We start from the raw sequence: 16,653 nt of genomic DNA, 5'->3' as shown, positions 1-16,653 counted from the left end.
CGAACGACTAAGACGCTTCCTTCAGCACGGGCGCTGAGGATTCGTCGGTCTTCATTTCTTCAAGGCTGCGGTTCCGTGGCTCAATGCCGAACGCCCACACCGTGATGATCTGCAGCACCAGCAATCCGATCATCAGCGCCATTACGCCCGCAACGCCGCGCGCCTCGAACAGGGTCACCACCAAGAACGGCGTCACGATGGTTGCGCCGCGCCCCAGCGTGTTGACGATCCCCGACGCCCGCAATCGCACTTCGGTGGGGAACAGTTCGGGGATATAGATGCCGAACAGCAGCGCAACCAGCACATAGATCGGGATCGTGAGTGCGAAACCGACCGCTGGCAGCAGAAGCGGATCGGAAATCATCGGATAGATGATGCCCAACACCACCGCGATCAGCGACGAACCGATGATGGTCGGCTTGCGGCCCCAACGGTCGGCCGTCAGCGCGCCGATAGCCGAGCCGACCGGAGCACCCAGCGCCATCAGCAGCGAGTAACTGAACGACGTGGCGACACTCAATCCCTGTTTGATGAAGAACACCGGCAGCCAGGTCACGAAGCCATACAGCAATGTGTTGATGGTGATCAGGCAGATCGAACCGACGATCATACGCGACAGCAGTGGGGGCGCGAATAGCGACGACAGCTGGCCGGACGCCTGCACGGTCGGGACCGTGGTCACCGGCGGCAGCGGCTTGCCCTGGGCAGCCTCGCTTTCGATCTTCTGCATCAGCGCCTCAGCCTCCTCGCGGCGGCCGACGGCCTCGAGCCAGCGCGGCGACTCGGGCAGGTTCTTGCGCATGTACCAGACCACCAGCGCACCGATGCCGCCGAGCACGAACATGGCGCGCCATCCGAACATCGGCACCACGAACGAGGCCACCAGTAGCGCCACCGGCAGGCCACTAACGACGCAGACGGCCATCAGCCCCAGATACTTGCCGCGCGAACGCGCGGGAACGAACTCGGTCATCGTCGAGTAGCCGACCACGTTTTCAGCACCGAGCCCAAGACCCATCACGAAGCGGCACAGGATCAGGATGGTCATGTTTGGCGCGAATGCCGCCGCGAGCGATGCTACGCCGAATAGCAGCAGATTGAACTGATAGGAGAACCGACGGCCGTAGCGATCACCGAGAAAGCCGGTGCCGAACGAGCCGAGCATCATTCCGAAGAACGTCGCCGAAATGAACAGCGCATTCTCCGCGAGTGTTGAGAAGCCGCTCTTGAGCGTCACGCCCAGCACTGTTCCTGCGATATAGATGTCAAAGCCGTCGAAGAACATTCCAATCCCGATCAACGTCATGATGCGGTAGTGGAACGGTCCGATCGGCAGCCGGTCCAACCGGCCGCCCGCATTTACTGATGTCGGCATCGTCGTCTCTCCCTGTTTGTTTCCATATCGATTAGCGCCGTCCCTCTGTGGGGGATCTGTTGGCGATCGCTTTGCTCTAGTTCAGTCGCTTCTGCCCCGCCGTGTCGCGATACCAGTCGAACGGGCCATCGCCCGTCGCCACCATCACGCTCTTGGTGTTGAAGTGATCATCGAAGCTTTCGGTGCCGCATTCACGGCCGATGCCACTGTCGTCCACGCCGCCCCAGGGCGATGCAGGATCGAGGCGATGATGATCGTTGATCCAGACGATACCCGCCTTGACGCGGCCGGCCACGCGATGTGCGCGCGCGACGTCACGGGTGCGGATCGCCGCTGCAAGTCCGAACGGGGAATCATTGGCCAGACGCAACGCATCGGCCTCGTCCTTGAACGGCGTGACAGAGGTGAACGGACCGAACACCTCTTCCTGGAAGATGCGCATGTCCGACCGAACATCCGCGAACACCGTGGGCTCCACGAAGAACCCGTTTTCGTGACCGGCTATCTTTGCCGCAACGCCACCAGCAACCAGCCGGGCGCCATCCTCGTGACCGAAACGCGCATAAGACAGTACGCGGTCACGCTGGCGCGCCGAGATCACCGGGCCGAGCTGCGTGTTGGGATCGAACGGATCGCCGATACGGATAGACTTCGTCTTGGCCTGCAGCTTCGCTACGAACTCGTCGTAGATCGAGGCCTGCACGATATGCCTGGAAGCGCAGACGCAAGTCTGGCCGGCACCGATGAAGGCACCGAAGGCAGCGTAGTTCACTGCCTGATCGACATCGAAATCGTCGAACACCATGACAGGCGTCTTGCCGCCAAGCTCCATCGTCTGATGCGCGAATACTTTCGCTGCCGAAGCACCGGCGATGCGCCCGGCTTCGGTACCGCCGGTCAACACCAGCTTGTTGATATCGGGATGTTCGGACAGCATCTTGCCGGCGCTCGGGCCGTAGCCGAGCACGATATTAAATACGCCCGGCGGCAGGCCGGCTTCGGTGAAGATCTGCGCGAGCTTCAGCGTGGTCAGGGGCGTGTATTCCGAGGGCTTCACGACCGTCACGCAACCGGTGGCCAGAACGGCAGCCAGCGACTTGCACAGGATCATCAGCGGATGATTGAACGGCGTACAGTTCGCCACGATCCCGATCGGCGTGCGCAGCGTATAGTTGAGATACGCGCCTTCAACCGGAATGACGGAATCGCGCCGCGCCAGGGCGACGCCCGCGAAGTAGCGGAAGAAGTCCGGGAGGCGCGAGAGCTGCGCACGTGTCTCGTTGACTGGACGGCCGTTGTTCAACGTTTCCAGCCGATACAGCGTGTCTAGGTTGGCCTCGAACGCATCGGCGAGCTTATTGATCAGGCGCGCACGGGCACGTGTATCCATGCCACCCCAGGCGCGCCCTTCGAACGCCGCACGCGCGCTCTTCATGGCATGATCGATATCGGCTGCGGTCGAATTGGGAATTCGTGCGATGACGTCGCCCGTGGCCGGGTTGCGCACATCGATCATCTCGCCGTTGCCGGCCTCGACTTCGCGGCCGTCTACGAAATTGCCGTGGATCTCGACATCGATGGAGCCTGTTTTTGTTGGAATGTTCATAGATCTCTCCCTTCGACGATGATCGCGTTACGCGCCAAGGCAGGCAGCACGCGCTTTTCTGTTTTCTCGATGTGAGCCTTGATGATGCGCGCCGCGCCGCGCTGGTCGCGGCGCTGCATGGCGTCGATCAGGCTGACGTGCTCGCCCACGAGCTGCATGTGATCGCGGCCCTTGACGTTGGCGATGCTGATACGCACCAGCCGGTCGGCCTGTTCGATCAGATCGCGCGCGGCCGACGCCATGCGCCGGTTGCCGGACGCCTGTGCCAGCGCGATATGGAAGGCGCGGTTATAATCGATGAAATCTTCCGCCGAGCCGTCGAACGACCTGTATTGGTCCAATCCGCGCAGGATGTTGTCCGAGGCGTGCTCGATCGCTTCCGACACACAGGCCGGCTCGACCGCATAGCGAAACCGCAACAGGTCCCGGGCGTCCGAGATCGAGATCGGATTGACCCGATAACCCTGGCGCGGCTGCACCGTCACGAGATGCTCGCGCTCGAGCCGCAGCAAAGCCTCACGTACGGGCTGGCGGCTGACCGCATAGCGCACCGCCAGCTCCTGCTCCCGCATATCATCGCCTGGCAAAAAGCGACACATCAGGATATCAGACCTGAGGCTGTTGTAGACGTTATCTCGAAGAAGCACGGATATTTCCTCTGATTCTCCGACAAAGATGCATCTCGTGAAATATCACGTCAAGTCAGATTTGCGCGATCGAGGACTTGCTTTTAGGCTCCGGTCCGGGACACAACAGGACAGGCGGATGCAACAGCCGACCAGGCTGCGGGCTGCAAGCTTTTGACGGGAGAGGCAAAAATGGCAGATCGGCGCTTGGCAAACAGCACCGTCAATGCAGCGCAATTCGGCGAAGGACCGGCCATCATGCTGCTTCACTCGCTGCTGTCTGACCGGGCAAGCTTCGACAGCATCGTGCCGTCGCTGGCCAAGACCCACCGTGTCATCGTTCCCGAATTGCCGGGTTTTGGGGGATCAGACGCCGTAAGCGGCGGACTGGCGGCCGTAGCGGACCGCGTGGCGGAAGCCGTCAGGGACTGCGGCGACGGCGCGGACACGATCGTGCTCGGTAACGGCTATGGCGGTTTCGTTGCCTTGCAGATGGCGATCCGCCATCCCGGCATTGCAGGCCGTCTGGTTCTCGCCGATTGCGGCGCAGCGTTTTCCGAATCCGGCCGCGAGGCGTTCCGCAACATGGCGACGGCAGCATCGACCAAGGGATTGCCGGCGGTTACCGATGTCGCGATGCGACGCTTGTTCGCCGCTGAATTTCAGGAACAGAACCCGGAGCTGATGCGCGATCGCCGCGAGGCCTTTTTGCGCACGGATCCCGGCGTGTTTCAGAGTGCCTGCGAGTCCCTGGCGACGCTGGACCTCCGGCCTGAGATCGGGACCGTCAAAGTGCCGGTGCTGGTGCTGGTCGGCGAGCACGATGAAGCGACGCCACCACCGATGTCCAGAGAGCTTGCTGCCGGACTACTTGATGCACGGCTGATCGTGCTTCCGGGCTGCGCGCATGTCCCGCAATTGCAGAAGCCGGACGTCTTTCTCGATGCGATCTCGGATTTCGTGTCGGCTGCGATGGCGCGCTAGCCGCGCCACGCAACCGAGCGCGTCGATCAACCCGCCAGATCGAGTTTCGACGCCACCGTCGCATCGGCATTGAGCCGATAGATCACCGGCACGCCGGTTGCGAGTTCGCGGGCGAGAATGCCTTCCGGCGTCAGCTTCTCCAGCACCATGATCAGGGCACGCAGCGAATTGCCGTGGGCCGCTACCAGCGTGCGTTCGCCGCGCAGCACGCAGGGCAGGATTTCCTGCACGAAATACGGCAGCGTGCGCGCCAGCGTATCCTTCAGGCTCTCGCCACCGGGCGGCGGCACGTCATAGGAACGACGCCAGACATGGACCTGCTCCTCGCCCCATTTGGCGCGGGCGTCGTCCTTATTGAGGCCGGAGAGATCACCGTAATCGCGCTCGTTCAGCGCCAGATGTTTCGTGATCGGCAGGCCGGTTTGGCCCATCTCTTCCAGTGCGAGATTGAGCGTGTGCTGCGCGCGGGTCAGCGCCGAGGTGAACGCGACATCGAAGGTCAGACCCTGCGCCTTCAGCTTGCGGCCGGCTTCCTTGGCCTCTGCGACGCCCTTCTCGGTGAGATCAGGATCTTTCCAGCCGGTGAAAAGGTTCTTCAGATTCCATTCGCTCTGTCCATGACGGACGAGGACGAGAAGACGTTCGTTCATCGAGAATTCCGTTTCGTTCTTCTTACATTTCACCAAGGCCGAGCACGTCAGCCATCGAGTACAAACCTGGCTTTTTTCCATGCGCCCACATCGCCGCCTTCAGCGCACCATGGGCGAAGATCATGCGATCCTCGGCCTTGTGCGACAGCTCGATGCGTTCATGGGGACCGGCGAAGATCACCGTATGATCGCCAGCGACAGTACCGCCGCGCAACGAGGCAAAGCCGATATCGCCGGTTTTGCGCGCGCCGGTGAGCCCGTCGCGGCCACGCGCCGAATGTTGCTCGAGCGGAATCTTGCGACCCTCGGCAGCAGCCTGACCCAGCATGAAAGCCGTGCCCGAGGGCGCGTCGATCTTGGCCTTGTGATGCATCTCCAGCACTTCGATGTCGAAGCCGTCATCGAGCGACTGCGCAACGCGCTTCACCAGCGCGGCGAGCAGATTGACGCCGAGGCTCATATTGCCCGACTGCACGACGATGGCCTGACCGGTCACGCTCTTGATCACCGCGTTGTCCGACGACGACAGGCCGGTGGTGCCGATCACGTGAACGAGGCCGCGCTGGGCTGCGATCGCAACATTGGCGATGGTCGCCGCAGGCACCGTGAAATCAAGGATACCATCGGCATCCTTCGACAGCGTCCAGAGGTCGGCCGAGAGTTTGACGCCGTTCTCGGGAAGGCCGGCGAGCACGCCGGCATCCTGTCCGAGCAGCTCCGAGCCGGGCGCCTCGAGCGCACCGGAAACAACAGCGCCGGGGGTTTCGGAGATGGTGCGGATCAGCGCGCGGCCCATTCGGCCGCCGGCGCCAGCAACGATCAGTCTCATATCGGACATTGAACGATCCTCAGTATCTCAAGGCGGTATAGCGGCGCGTTGCCACGGCGGCAACACGCCCACGGTACCTAAAGTCCTTAGATACCAATCAGATCAAACACATGCTTAAGGCCCTGCCGCTCAAGGCTGCGGACCGTCATACCCCTCGATGATCACGAGATCGCTCTCGCCGTGCGGGCTGCGCATCGCGACCAACCGCTGGTATTCCGGCGAATTGTAACAGGCTAGCGCGGTCGTGTAGTCCTTGAATTCGAGCACAACATTGCGCGAGCGCGACGTGCCTTCCTTGGCCTCGAACTGACCACCGCGCACCAGGAATTTGGCCCCGAATTTATTGAAGACCGGGCCGTTCTCGGCCACGTATTGCTTGTAGCCGTCCATATTGTGCACGTCGACGCGTGCAATCCAGTAAGCCTTGGCCATCTGTCTCTCTCCCTGTCCCGTTCTTACGTGTTCGCCAGTGCCTGCGTAATTTCGGCGACGATCGCCTCGGCCGCAGCCTTCGGATCAGCAGCTTCCATTACCGGACGGCCGACCACCAGATAGTCCGAACCTTCGGCAATCGCGCGTGCCGGGGTCATGATCCGCTTCTGATCGCCCACGTCACTGCCCGCAGGGCGCACACCGGGCGTGACCAGACACATCTCAGGCTTGATATGCTTGCGCAGGTTCGCCGCCTCTTCTGGCGAACAGACGAGGCCATCGATACCGAGCGCCTGCGCCTGCTGCGCGCGCGCGGCGACGAGATCGCTGACACCGAGTTGATAGCCCGCGGCCTTCAGATCCTCGTTGTCGTACGAGGTCAGTACTGTCACCGCGAGGATCTTCAGGCCCGAGCCCTTGCTGGCATTGGCCGCCGCCTGCATGGTCTGCGGATAGCCATGCACGGTGAGGAAGGTCGCGCCGAGCTTCGCCACGCTTTCCACACCGCGCGCGACGGTGTTGCCGATGTCGTGCATCTTCAGATCGGCGAACACCTTCTTTCCGGTATCGGCGAGCTTGCGCACCAGCGGCAGACCACCAGCATAGCCGAGCTGATAGCCGATCTTGTAGAAAGTCACGCTGTCGCCGAGCCGCGCGATCATCGCTTCGGCAGCGTCAACATCCGGCAAATCGAGCGCGACGATCAGGCGGTCGCGGGGATCAATGGTCTGCAACGTCATCTCGTCTCACTTCATCTGCTGCGCGACATCGATAAGCTGGCGCACCATCGCCGTCATCGCATCCTTGTCGGCGGCGTGTTTCAGCCGGTCCATATCGTCATAGGCCTCACCGGCGAACGCCAGCGTGAGCTGGTTCGGGATCACCATCGCGCGACACGCCGACAGCACCAGCCGCAAGGCCTGCAAACAGCGCGCACCGCCAAGCCGCCCATTCGAAGCCGCCGCAATCGCAAACGGCCGCTCGCGAAACACCTGGCCCTTGCTCTCATGCGTGTCTTCCACGCGCGAGATCCAGTCGATCGTATTCTTCACCAGCGGCGGCAGCGACGCGTTGTATTCAGGCGTCACGATCAGCACACCATGATGCGCCGATATCATACGCTTCAGATCGAGCGCATGTTTCGGTACGCCGGAATTGCTCTCAAGGTCGCCGTCATAGATCGGCAGCGGAAAGTCGCCGAGCGAAATCCTGGTGGCATCGACATCGGCGCGAACCAGCGCGTCAATGGCGACAGCCGCGAGTTTCGCATTCAGCGACCCTGTGCGCAGCGAGCCTGGAATAACGAGGATCTTGATCGCAGCCATGATTCCGATCGTCGGGGCGAAGCCACCGCGCGATCGCGGCCGGCACTAGCGTTTGCGATACACCCAGACGCGCGCCGGCGGAAGGTTCATCCAGATCCGCTCGGAGGCCTCTGTGGACACGCCGGGCAGCGATTTGGGGATCGGCGGCGCCACCGAATAGGTGAACTGCACGAAGGGCGCGTTCGGCGACATCGCCGCGAAGGCATCGCGGATCAGCTTGAGGCGCGTCAGCATCGGCTTGGTGACCAGCGGCAGGCCGGAGACGACGGCGGAGGCGGGCTCTTTCAGCACATCCCACAGGGTATCGCGCAATGTGTAGGCGTCACCCTGAACGATCGTCGCCTGCGGGTAGCGCTCACGCAGCAGTGCGCAAAAGGTGGGATTGAATTCGACGAGCACCAGACGTTTCTGGTCCACCCCGTGCGCAACCAGCGCAGAGGTGATCGCGCCGGTGCCGGGTCCAAGTTCGATGACCGGACCGGTCGCATCATTGTCGACATATTGCGCCATCGTGCGGGCAAGAGCTTTGCCCGACGGCATCACGGCACCCATATGCAGCGGCTTATCGATCCATGAACGGAGGAAGCGAACCTCGTCGTCGAGACGGAGCGGCTTCTTCAACGTACGCGCGGACGAGTGCAGAGGCATGTCGCTTCCAGGCAGACCGCGGAACGTGCGGAACGTCAGAATTTCGTCATAAAGAGGTATAGGCAACAATAGAAACGGTCAAGCTTCCAACGTTAGGAGCCTGTCCGCGTTCCGAAGAAGTCCTTGACCTTAGTGAAGAAACCCGCGGCTTCAGGTTGCGTTGCACCCGAAGATAGTTTCTCGAATTCGGCCAGCAGCTCCTGCTGCTTTTTCGTCAGGTTCTGCGGCGTTTCCACGACGACCTGGACATACATGTCGCCGGTCTGGCGCGAGCGCAGCACCGGCATGCCTTTCGATGAAACGCGGAAGCGCCGCCCGGACTGGGTGCCCGAGGGAACCTTGACCTTGTTGCGCCCGCCTTCGATGGTCGGCACTTCGAATTCGCCGCCCAGCGCGGCGGTCACCATCGAGATCGGCACGCGGCAATGTAGGTCCGCGCCATCGCGCTGGAAGAAGTCGTGCGAGGCCAGCGACAGGAAAATATAGAGATCGCCCGACGGGCCACCGCGCGCGCCGGCTTCGCCTTCATTGGCAAGACGAATGCGGGTGCCGTCCTCGACGCCCGCCGGAATGTTGACCGAGAGCGTGCGCTCGCGCTCGACGCGGCCGGCGCCGGAGCAGCTCGGGCACGGATCCTCGATCATCTGACCGCGGCCCTGACAGCTCGGGCAGGTCCTTTCCAGTGTGAAGAAGCCTTGGGCCTGACGGACGCGGCCGGCACCGCCGCAGGTCGAACAGGCCTTCGGCTTGGTTCCTGCCTTGGCGCCGGTGCCGGAGCACGCTTCGCAGGTCACCGCGACCGGAATCTCGATCTGTGCGGTCTTGCCGGAGTAAGCCTCCTCCAGCGTGATTTCCATGTTGTAGCGAAGATCGGCCCCGCGCTCGCGGCCGCCGCTGCGGCCACCGCCGCGCTGCCCGGCCATACCGAACAAGTCTTCGAAAATGTCGGAGAAGGAGGAGGCGAAGCCGGATCCGAAGCCCGGACCACCGCCGCCACCATTGCCCTGTTCGAAGGCCGCATGGCCATAACGGTCATAGGCCGCGCGCTTGTCGCCGTCCTTGAGGACGTCGTAGGCCTCGGCAATTTCCTTGAACTTCACTTCAGCGGCGGCATCGCCTGGATTCTTGTCCGGATGCCATTTCATCGCAAGCTTACGAAACGACGTCTTCAGGGTCGCATCATTCGCGCCGCGCTCGACTTCCAACGTCTCGTAATAACACTGCTTGGTGGACATCAGTCAGATCCGCCCGAAATTGGTCCTCATCCCGAGGAGCATCCCAGAAGAACGCATCGATGAAGATGCTACTCCCGCACTAACAAAACTTGCCTAACAAGGCCCGCCTGACAAAAAACAACCCTCATCCTTCGAGACGCGCACCGCGCTACTCAGGATGAGGGTCATCGTTCCGCTCGCCTATCAGGCCGACTTCTTCGGCTTGTCGTCGTCGACTTCCGTGAATTCGGCGTCGACCACGTCATCCTTCTCGGCATCGCGCTTGGCGTCAGCCTCGGCCTGCTGGGTGTACATCGCTTCGCCGAGCTTCATCGAAGCTTGCGCCAGCGTGTTGGTCTTGGCCTTGATCGCCTCGGCATCATCACCCTTCAGAGCTTCCTTCAGGTCGCTCATGGCATCCTCGATGGCGCGGCGCTCGGTCTCACCAACCTTGTCGCCATGCTCGCCGAGAGCCTTCTCGGTCGAATGCACGAGGGCATCGCCGTGGTTCTTGGCATCGACAGCCTCACGACGCTTCTTGTCCTCGGCAGCGTTGGCTTCGGCGTCCTTGACCATCTTCTGGATGTCGGACTCGGACAGACCGCCGGATGCCTGAATCCGGATCTGCTGTTCCTTGTTGGTCGCCTTGTCCTTCGCCGACACGTTGACGATGCCGTTGGCGTCGATGTCGAAGGTCACCTCGACCTGCGGCATGCCGCGCGGAGCCGGCGGAATGCCCATCAGGTCGAACTGGCCGAGCGGCTTGTTGTCGGCCGCCATTTCGCGCTCACCCTGGAAGACCCGGATGGTAACGGCGTTCTGGTTGTCTTCGGCCGTCGAGAATACCTGGCTCTTCTTGGTCGGGATCGTCGTGTTGCGCTCGATGATGCGGGTGAACACGCCACCCAGCGTCTCGATGCCCAGCGACAGCGGGGTCACGTCGAGCAGCAGCACGTCCTTGACGTCGCCCTGCAGCACGCCGGCCTGAATGGCGGCGCCGATGGCCACGACTTCGTCCGGGTTGACGCCCTTGTGGGGCTCCTTGCCGAAGAACTGCTTCACGACTTCCTGGATCTTCGGCATGCGGATCATGCCGCCGACCAGAACCACTTCGCCGATTTCACCGGCGGTGAGGCCCGCATCCTTGAGCGCCTTGCGGCAAGGCTCGATGGTCTTCTGCACGAGATCGTCGACCAGCGCTTCGAACTTGGCGCGGGTCAGCTTCAGCGTCAGATGCTTCGGACCGGAGGCATCCGCCGTGATGAACGGCAGGTTGATTTCGGTCTGGGTCGTCGACGACAGCTCGATCTTCGCCTTTTCAGCAGCTTCCTTCAGACGCTGCAGGGCCAGCTTGTCGTTGCGCAGGTCGATGCCCTGCTCTTTCTTGAACTCGTCGGCGAGGTAGCCGACCAGACGCATGTCGAAGTCTTCACCGCCGAGGAACGTATCGCCGTTGGTGGACTTCACCTCGAACACGCCGTCGCCGATCTCGAGGATCGAAACGTCGAAGGTGCCGCCGCCGAGGTCGTACACCGCGATGGTGCCGGACTTCGACTTGTCGAGGCCGTAAGCGAGCGCAGCTGCCGTCGGCTCGTTGATGATGCGCAGCACTTCGAGGCCGGCGATCTTGCCGGCATCCTTGGTGGCCTGACGCTGGGCGTCGTTGAAGTAAGCGGGCACGGTGATGACGGCCTGCTCGACCTTCTGGCCGAGATGAGCCTCCGCGGTCTCCTTCATCTTCTGCAGCGTGAAGGCGGAGATCTGCGAGGGCGAATAGGTTTTACCGTCAACTTCGACCCAGGCGTCGCCATTGCCACCCTTGGCAATCTTGTAGGGGACGAGCTTCTTGTCCTTCTCGACGGTCGGATCGTCATAGCGGCGGCCGATCAGGCGCTTCACCGCGAAAATGGTGCGCTCGGGATTGGTAACTGCCTGGCGCTTGGCCGGCTGGCCGACGAGGCGCTCGCCATCATCGGTAAAAGCCACGATGGACGGCGTGGTCCGCATGCCTTCTGCGTTCTCGATGACCTTCGGCGTTTTGCCATCCATGACGGCGACGCAGGAATTCGTCGTACCGAGGTCGATACCGATGACCTTTCCCATGCTCTCATATCCTTTTTCTGCGGCAGGTTGGCTGGGCCCTGACGGCACCCCGCTCCCAACCCCCAAACATCAACTATTCGCGATATTGCGACGGTAGGCCTCATATAGGAGGGGGGGTGGTGGCCGCAAGGCATCTGGCACACTCCAGACCCATGAAAACACGACCGGTGCGCGAAATTAATATTTGGTGAAACAGACCCTTGGCGGTTGTTTCGCCAATACGCGACGGATGGGCGCGGACCGCGCCGGGAACGGATTTATGGCTTGATCTGTTGGCGGAACAGGGCAACCGTGAAAGCCCTTTCCGACCGGGCGCGCGGCGACCAAGGCCGGAGCCCCGCACCATCGAACAGCCTCAATGCAAACCCAGTAGATTTTTCATGAAACATGCTGCGCCCCTGTTCGCCTTGACCATGCTGACGGCCATTTCGGTCGCCCACCGCCCCGCTTTGGCGGCTGATCCCGTCTTCCCGCCGGGTGTCCGTGTGGGTCTGGCCCCGCTGGTTGGCCTCGCCCCGGCAAAGACCTTTGTCGGCTTCGAGACCTCCGATCAGGGCGTCAAGGTGCTTGTAACCGAACTGCCGGCCGCCGCCTTCAACGAGGTTGAGACCGCGTTCAAGGCCAATCCGGCGGGCATGGTCGCGAAGCCGGAAAGCATAGAGACCACAGCCGGAAAGGCCTTCTACACGATCGAGAATGCCAAGGACGCGACCGGCAATGTCAGGCGCTATTCGATGATCGTCGGCGGCGGGACCTTCTCCGGCTATGTCGCCGTGCAGGTCCCGGAAAACGCCCAGAAAATCTACACCGACGACGCGGTGCGCCAGATGCTCTCATCCGCCGTGGTCCGCAAGGAAGTCCCGCTGGCCGAGCAGCTCGGCCTGATGCCGTTCAAGGTCGCCGAAATGAGCGACTTCAAAACTGTCCGTACGCTGGCGCCCGGCGCCGCTTTGTTGCTTGCCGACTCGACTGACGAGAACAGCATAGAAACGAGCCCTTTCATGGTGATCGGCAGCCTGGCCTCGGCGCCGGAAAAGGCCGAAGATCGCGGCCGCTTTGCTCAGCAGGCAGCAGGCACGATTCCCGGCCTGCGCGAAGGCCGCATCACCATGTCGGAGCCGCAACGGATCGACGGCATGGCAGGCTGGGAGACCCGTATCGACGCCGTCAGCGGCAAGAACAACACGCCGGTCAGCGTTGTGCAGTGGCTGCGCTTCGGCGGCGGCAAGGTCACCATGCGCATTATCGCGAGCGCCCCACGTGACGATTGGGCCAAGGCGTTTCCGCGCTTCCGCGCCGTGCGCGACGGTATCGAGCCGCGCTAAAGAACGCACGGCCGTCCTCACGGCCCGCTTTACGATCTCCCCGTGACCTGATTTGCTGGGCCAATTCGGTACGGGGAATTTCGCGATGCTCAACAGACGTCAGGTTCTCGGGGGGCTTGGAGCCGTAGCCATGACCAGCCTAGCTCCCAAAACATTATCCGCCGCCGGCAAGGTCAGTCTCGATCGCACATCCGTTCTGCTGGTGATCGACGTGCAGAACTGCTTCCTGCCGGGCGGCAGCTTGGCCGTGAAGGACGGCGACAAGGTCGTCCCGATCATCAACGGCATCGCGAAGAAATTCGCCGATGTGGTGATGACACAGGACTGGCACACGCCGGGCCATATCTCCTTCGCATCCAGCCACAGCGGCAAGAAGCCGTTTGAGACCCTTGAGGTGAAATACGGCAAACAGGTGCTGTGGCCGGATCACTGCGTGCAGGGCACTGAAGGGGCTGCGCTGTCGAAGGATCTCGCGATCCCGCATACCGAGCTGATCCTGCGCAAGGGCTTCAACAAGGACGTCGACAGCTATTCGGCGTTTACCGAGGCTGACGGAAAGACCACCACCGGTCTTGCCGCCTATCTGAAAGCCCGCAAATTGCAGCGTGTATTTATCGCCGGCCTCGCCACCGACTTCTGTGTCGCGTGGTCCGCCCTTGATGCGCGAAAAGCAGGTTTCGATGTCTATGTGATCGAAGATGCCTGCCGCGGCATCGACACGCAGGGCTCGCTGGCCAAGGCCTGGGCCGACATGAACAAAGCCGGCGTGAAACGGATTCAGTCAGGCGATCTGGCGGCTTAACTCTCGCTGTCATCGCCCGGCTTGACCGGGCGATCCAGCTCTTACTACGCAGCTTTACTCCGACGCTACAGGCGCCGCCTTGGCCCCACCCTTCGACACGCCGACCAGCGCCGGGCGCAGTACGCGTTCGCCGATGGTGTAACCGGCCTGCACGACCTGAACGACGGTGCCCGCGGGCACCGAGGCATCGGGCACTTCGTACATCGCCTGCTGGAAGTTCGGATCGAACTTCTCGCCCGACGGATCGAACTTCTTCACGCCGTTCTTTTCCAGCGTGTTGAGCAGCGAACGCTCGGTGAGCTCGACACCTTCGAGGAGCGCCTTCAGGCCTGGATCGGCGGCGGCCTTGGTGTCGGCAGGCACGGCATCGAGGGCGCGCTGCAGGCTGTCGGCGATATCGAGCACTTCACGCGCGAAATTGGCGATCGCATAGGTGCGGCCGTCGGCGACTTCCTTCTGGGTCCGCTTGCGCAGATTTTCCATCTCCGCCAGCGTGCGCAGCATCTTGTCGCGCGATTCCGCTGCTTCCTTGGTCAGGGCCTCGACCGAATTCGGTTCCGGATCGTCCGGCATGATGTAGGGCTTGGAGACCACCGGATCGGCGGCCGCTGCCGTCTTGTCCTGATTGTCGTTCTGCCCATTGGAATCAGTCATCACGCTGCCTTCTCAAAAACACGCCAAAATGGTGGGATTGCTGAGCGGGATATCGGGGTTTGAGCGCCGAAAATCAAGCGCAACCGGCCGGATTCGGCCGATCTGTCAGCCGCCGAGCATGCGGCTAACGATGCGCGCCGCGTAATCTACCATCGGGATCACCCGCGCATAGTTCAGCCGGGTCGGGCCGATGACACCGAGAACGCCGACAATATGGCCGGCGCCATCGCTGTAGGGCGCAATGATCGTGGACGAGCCGGACAGCGAGAACAGCTTGTTTTCCGAGCCGATGAAGATGCGGACACCTTCGGCCGTCTCCGCCCGGCCGAGAAGGTCGATCACCTCGCGCTTGGCTTCGAGATCGTCGAACAGGAGGCGAACGCGTTCAAGATCCTCCAGCGCATGGAGATCCTCGAGCAGATTGGCCTGGCCGCGCACGATCAGCTGCCGATCATCCTTCTCGCCACCCGACCAGCTGGCAATGCCGGCGGCAATGACCTTCTGGGTCAGCTGATCGAGCTCGATCTGGTTCTGGGTCAGCGCCGTCTCCAGCTCCAACCGGGCCTCAGCCAGCGTGCGGCCGCGAATCCGGGCATTAAGGAAGTTCGACGCCTCATTCAGCGCCGACGACGGCACGCCCGGCGGCAGGGTCAGCACGCGGTTTTCGACCTGGCCATCCTCGGCGACCAGCACGACCAGCGCCTTTTCGGGCTCCAGACGGACGAATTCGATGTGTTTCAGCCGCACATTGGACTTGGCGGTCAAAACCACCGCCGCCGCGCGGGTCAGCCCGGACAGCTGCGTCAGCGCCTCGCCGAGCGCCGCTTCCACCGTCTGCGAGCGCCCCACCGAAGACAGTTGCTGCTGGATCGACTGCCGTTCGGGCTCGGTGAGGTCACCGACCTGCATCAAGGCATCGACGAAGAACCGCAGCCCGAGTTCGGTTGGCAGCCGGCCGGCAGACGTGTGTGGCGCATAGATGAGGCCGAGCTGCTCCAGGTCCGACATGACGTTGCGGACCGAGGCTGGCGACAGCGGAACCGTGATCAGGCGTGAAATATTGCGCGAACCGACAGGTTCGCCGGTGGCGAGATAGCTCTCGACGATCTGCCGGAAGATCTCACGCGATCGCTCATTGAGCTGGGCGAGCCCGGCATGCGGCGAAATCAGGCCGATCGGATCGTGGTGGGCCACAGGGTACTCCTTGAGAACCTAATCTGTCGCTCCGGCGGGCCGGATACAAGCACCATTGCGGTTGTGGAACCTGCCCCGCCCTTGCCGCTGCGGTCTGTGGCCCCTAAAAGCACCGCGAACAGGCTTCTCTGGACATTTGGAAGGATTTTCTCATGCGGCCAAGCCGTCGTGCGCCCGATGAACTGCGCGCCGTGTCGCTGGAACGCGGCGTGGTCAAATATGCCGAAGGCTCCTGCATGGTGAAATTCGGTGACACCCACGTGCTGGTGACCGCCACGCTGGAGGAGCGCCTGCCACCATGGCTTAAGGGCCAGGGCCGCGGCTGGGTCACCGCCGAATACGGCATGCTGCCCCGCGCCACGCTGGAACGCACCCGCCGCGAAGCCGCATCCGGCAAGCAGGGCGGCCGCACCGTCGAGATCCAGCGCCTGATCGGCCGCTCGCTGCGCGCTGCCGTCGACCTCGAAGCGCTCGGCGAACGCCAGATCACCATCGACTGCGACGTGATCCAGGCCGATGGCGGCACCCGCACGGCGTCGATCACCGGCGCATGGGTTGCGCTGGCCGACTGCATCTCGTGGATGAAGAACCGCAACATGTTCAAGAACGGCGGCGGCAACGTGCTGCGCGACAATATCGCGGCGATTTCCTGCGGCATCTATCAGGGCACCCCGGTGCTCGATCTCGATTATGCCGAAGATTCCGAAGCCGACACCGACGCCAATTTCGTGATGACCGGCGACGGCCGCATCATCGAGGTGCAGGGCACTGCCGAGAAGACGCCGTTCACGCAGGACGAGTTCCTGAAGTTGATGGCACTGGCGCAAAAGGGCGTCGGACGTCTGGTTGAACTGCAGAAAATGGCCATCGCGTGATTCCGCAAGTC

The 16,653-nt window shown here is 62.4% G+C and carries 17 protein-coding genes; 4 read left to right on the top strand and 13 right to left on the bottom strand.

Annotated elements, in window-relative coordinates; genetic code table 11:
* Positions 1-7: 7 nt before the first annotated feature.
* From HP556_RS28235 to HP556_RS28225, 3 genes are all read right to left on the bottom strand, one after another.
* Positions 8-1,375 carry an MFS transporter gene (locus HP556_RS28235; RefSeq protein WP_089263047.1) on the bottom strand — a complete coding sequence of 456 codons (1,368 nt, stop codon included), beginning with the start codon at positions 1,373-1,375 and terminating at the stop codon, positions 8-10.
* 76 nt (positions 1,376-1,451) lie between these two features.
* Complete coding sequence (locus tag HP556_RS28230) at positions 1,452-2,981, bottom strand: aldehyde dehydrogenase (protein WP_175369371.1); 1,530 nt, start codon at positions 2,979-2,981, stop codon at positions 1,452-1,454.
* Positions 2,978-3,628, bottom strand: coding sequence for a GntR family transcriptional regulator (locus tag HP556_RS28225; protein WP_093757834.1), 651 nt, complete (start codon positions 3,626-3,628; stop codon positions 2,978-2,980). The genes HP556_RS28230 and HP556_RS28225 overlap by 4 nt, the downstream gene beginning before the upstream one ends.
* Before the next feature lie 171 nt (positions 3,629-3,799).
* On the opposite strand from HP556_RS28225, the gene HP556_RS28220 reads away from it, so the two are divergent.
* Positions 3,800-4,591 carry an alpha/beta fold hydrolase gene (locus HP556_RS28220; protein WP_175369370.1) on the top strand — a complete coding sequence of 264 codons (792 nt, stop codon included), beginning with the start codon at positions 3,800-3,802 and terminating at the stop codon, positions 4,589-4,591.
* A 26-nt stretch (positions 4,592-4,617) separates the two neighbouring features.
* On the opposite strand, the gene HP556_RS28215 is transcribed toward HP556_RS28220, so the two are convergent.
* The 8 genes from HP556_RS28215 to dnaK form a co-directional block, all read right to left on the bottom strand.
* Positions 4,618-5,241 (bottom strand): 2,3-bisphosphoglycerate-dependent phosphoglycerate mutase, encoded by a 624-nt coding sequence (locus tag HP556_RS28215; protein WP_089263055.1) that lies wholly within the window; start codon positions 5,239-5,241, stop codon positions 4,618-4,620.
* Between the two features lie 22 nt (positions 5,242-5,263).
* Entirely contained in the window at positions 5,264-6,079 is an 816-nt protein-coding gene (gene dapB / locus HP556_RS28210) for a 4-hydroxy-tetrahydrodipicolinate reductase (RefSeq protein WP_089263057.1), read from the bottom strand.
* Between the two features lie 120 nt (positions 6,080-6,199).
* A complete protein-coding gene (locus HP556_RS28205) occupies positions 6,200-6,502 on the bottom strand; it encodes a DUF1330 domain-containing protein (RefSeq protein ID WP_120287700.1) in 303 nt (100 codons plus the stop codon).
* Positions 6,503-6,525: 23 nt separating this feature from the next.
* Positions 6,526-7,242, bottom strand: coding sequence for an orotidine-5'-phosphate decarboxylase (pyrF, locus tag HP556_RS28200; protein WP_175369369.1), 717 nt, complete (start codon positions 7,240-7,242; stop codon positions 6,526-6,528).
* 6 nt (positions 7,243-7,248) lie between these two features.
* Positions 7,249-7,827, bottom strand: coding sequence for an NADPH-dependent FMN reductase (locus tag HP556_RS28195; RefSeq protein ID WP_093757831.1), 579 nt, complete (start codon positions 7,825-7,827; stop codon positions 7,249-7,251).
* Between the two features lie 45 nt (positions 7,828-7,872).
* Positions 7,873-8,475, bottom strand: coding sequence for a class I SAM-dependent methyltransferase (locus tag HP556_RS28190; RefSeq protein WP_093757830.1), 603 nt, complete (start codon positions 8,473-8,475; stop codon positions 7,873-7,875).
* Between the two features lie 92 nt (positions 8,476-8,567).
* A complete protein-coding gene (gene dnaJ, locus HP556_RS28185) occupies positions 8,568-9,710 on the bottom strand; it encodes a molecular chaperone DnaJ (protein WP_092140889.1) in 1,143 nt (380 codons plus the stop codon).
* 183 nt (positions 9,711-9,893) lie between these two features.
* The gene (dnaK, locus tag HP556_RS28180; RefSeq protein WP_068730261.1) at positions 9,894-11,792 is read right to left on the bottom strand and encodes a molecular chaperone DnaK; all 1,899 of its coding nucleotides are present in this window, start codon (positions 11,790-11,792) and stop codon (positions 9,894-9,896) included.
* A gap of 380 nt (positions 11,793-12,172) precedes the next feature.
* Here dnaK and HP556_RS28175 point away from each other — a divergent pair, with 380 nt between their 5' ends.
* Together HP556_RS28175 and pncA are read left to right on the top strand one after the other, a co-directional pair.
* Positions 12,173-13,117, top strand: coding sequence for a hypothetical protein (locus tag HP556_RS28175; protein ID WP_175369368.1), 945 nt, complete (start codon positions 12,173-12,175; stop codon positions 13,115-13,117).
* Positions 13,118-13,202: 85 nt separating this feature from the next.
* Positions 13,203-13,919, top strand: a complete 717-nt coding sequence (gene pncA, locus HP556_RS28170; RefSeq protein ID WP_175369367.1) for a bifunctional nicotinamidase/pyrazinamidase — start codon at positions 13,203-13,205, stop codon at positions 13,917-13,919.
* Positions 13,920-13,973: 54 nt separating this feature from the next.
* Here the strand turns inward: pncA and grpE are convergent, their stop codons facing one another.
* Positions 13,974-14,573, bottom strand: a complete 600-nt coding sequence (grpE, locus tag HP556_RS28165) for a nucleotide exchange factor GrpE (RefSeq protein ID WP_175369366.1) — start codon at positions 14,571-14,573, stop codon at positions 13,974-13,976.
* A gap of 105 nt (positions 14,574-14,678) precedes the next feature.
* A complete protein-coding gene (hrcA, locus tag HP556_RS28160) occupies positions 14,679-15,767 on the bottom strand; it encodes a heat-inducible transcriptional repressor HrcA (RefSeq protein WP_068730256.1) in 1,089 nt (362 codons plus the stop codon).
* A gap of 152 nt (positions 15,768-15,919) precedes the next feature.
* On the opposite strand from hrcA, the gene rph reads away from it, so the two are divergent.
* Complete coding sequence (rph, locus tag HP556_RS28155; RefSeq protein ID WP_093757824.1) at positions 15,920-16,642, top strand: ribonuclease PH; 723 nt, start codon at positions 15,920-15,922, stop codon at positions 16,640-16,642.
* Positions 16,643-16,653: the final 11 nt, after the last annotated feature.

Origin of the sequence: Tardiphaga robiniae, from assembly GCF_013359755.1 — a bacterium.
Classification (GTDB): Bacteria; Pseudomonadota; Alphaproteobacteria; order Rhizobiales; family Xanthobacteraceae; genus Tardiphaga; species Tardiphaga robiniae.
Note: the sequence above shows the minus strand (reverse complement) of the source record. Positions and strands in the feature narration are given on the sequence as shown.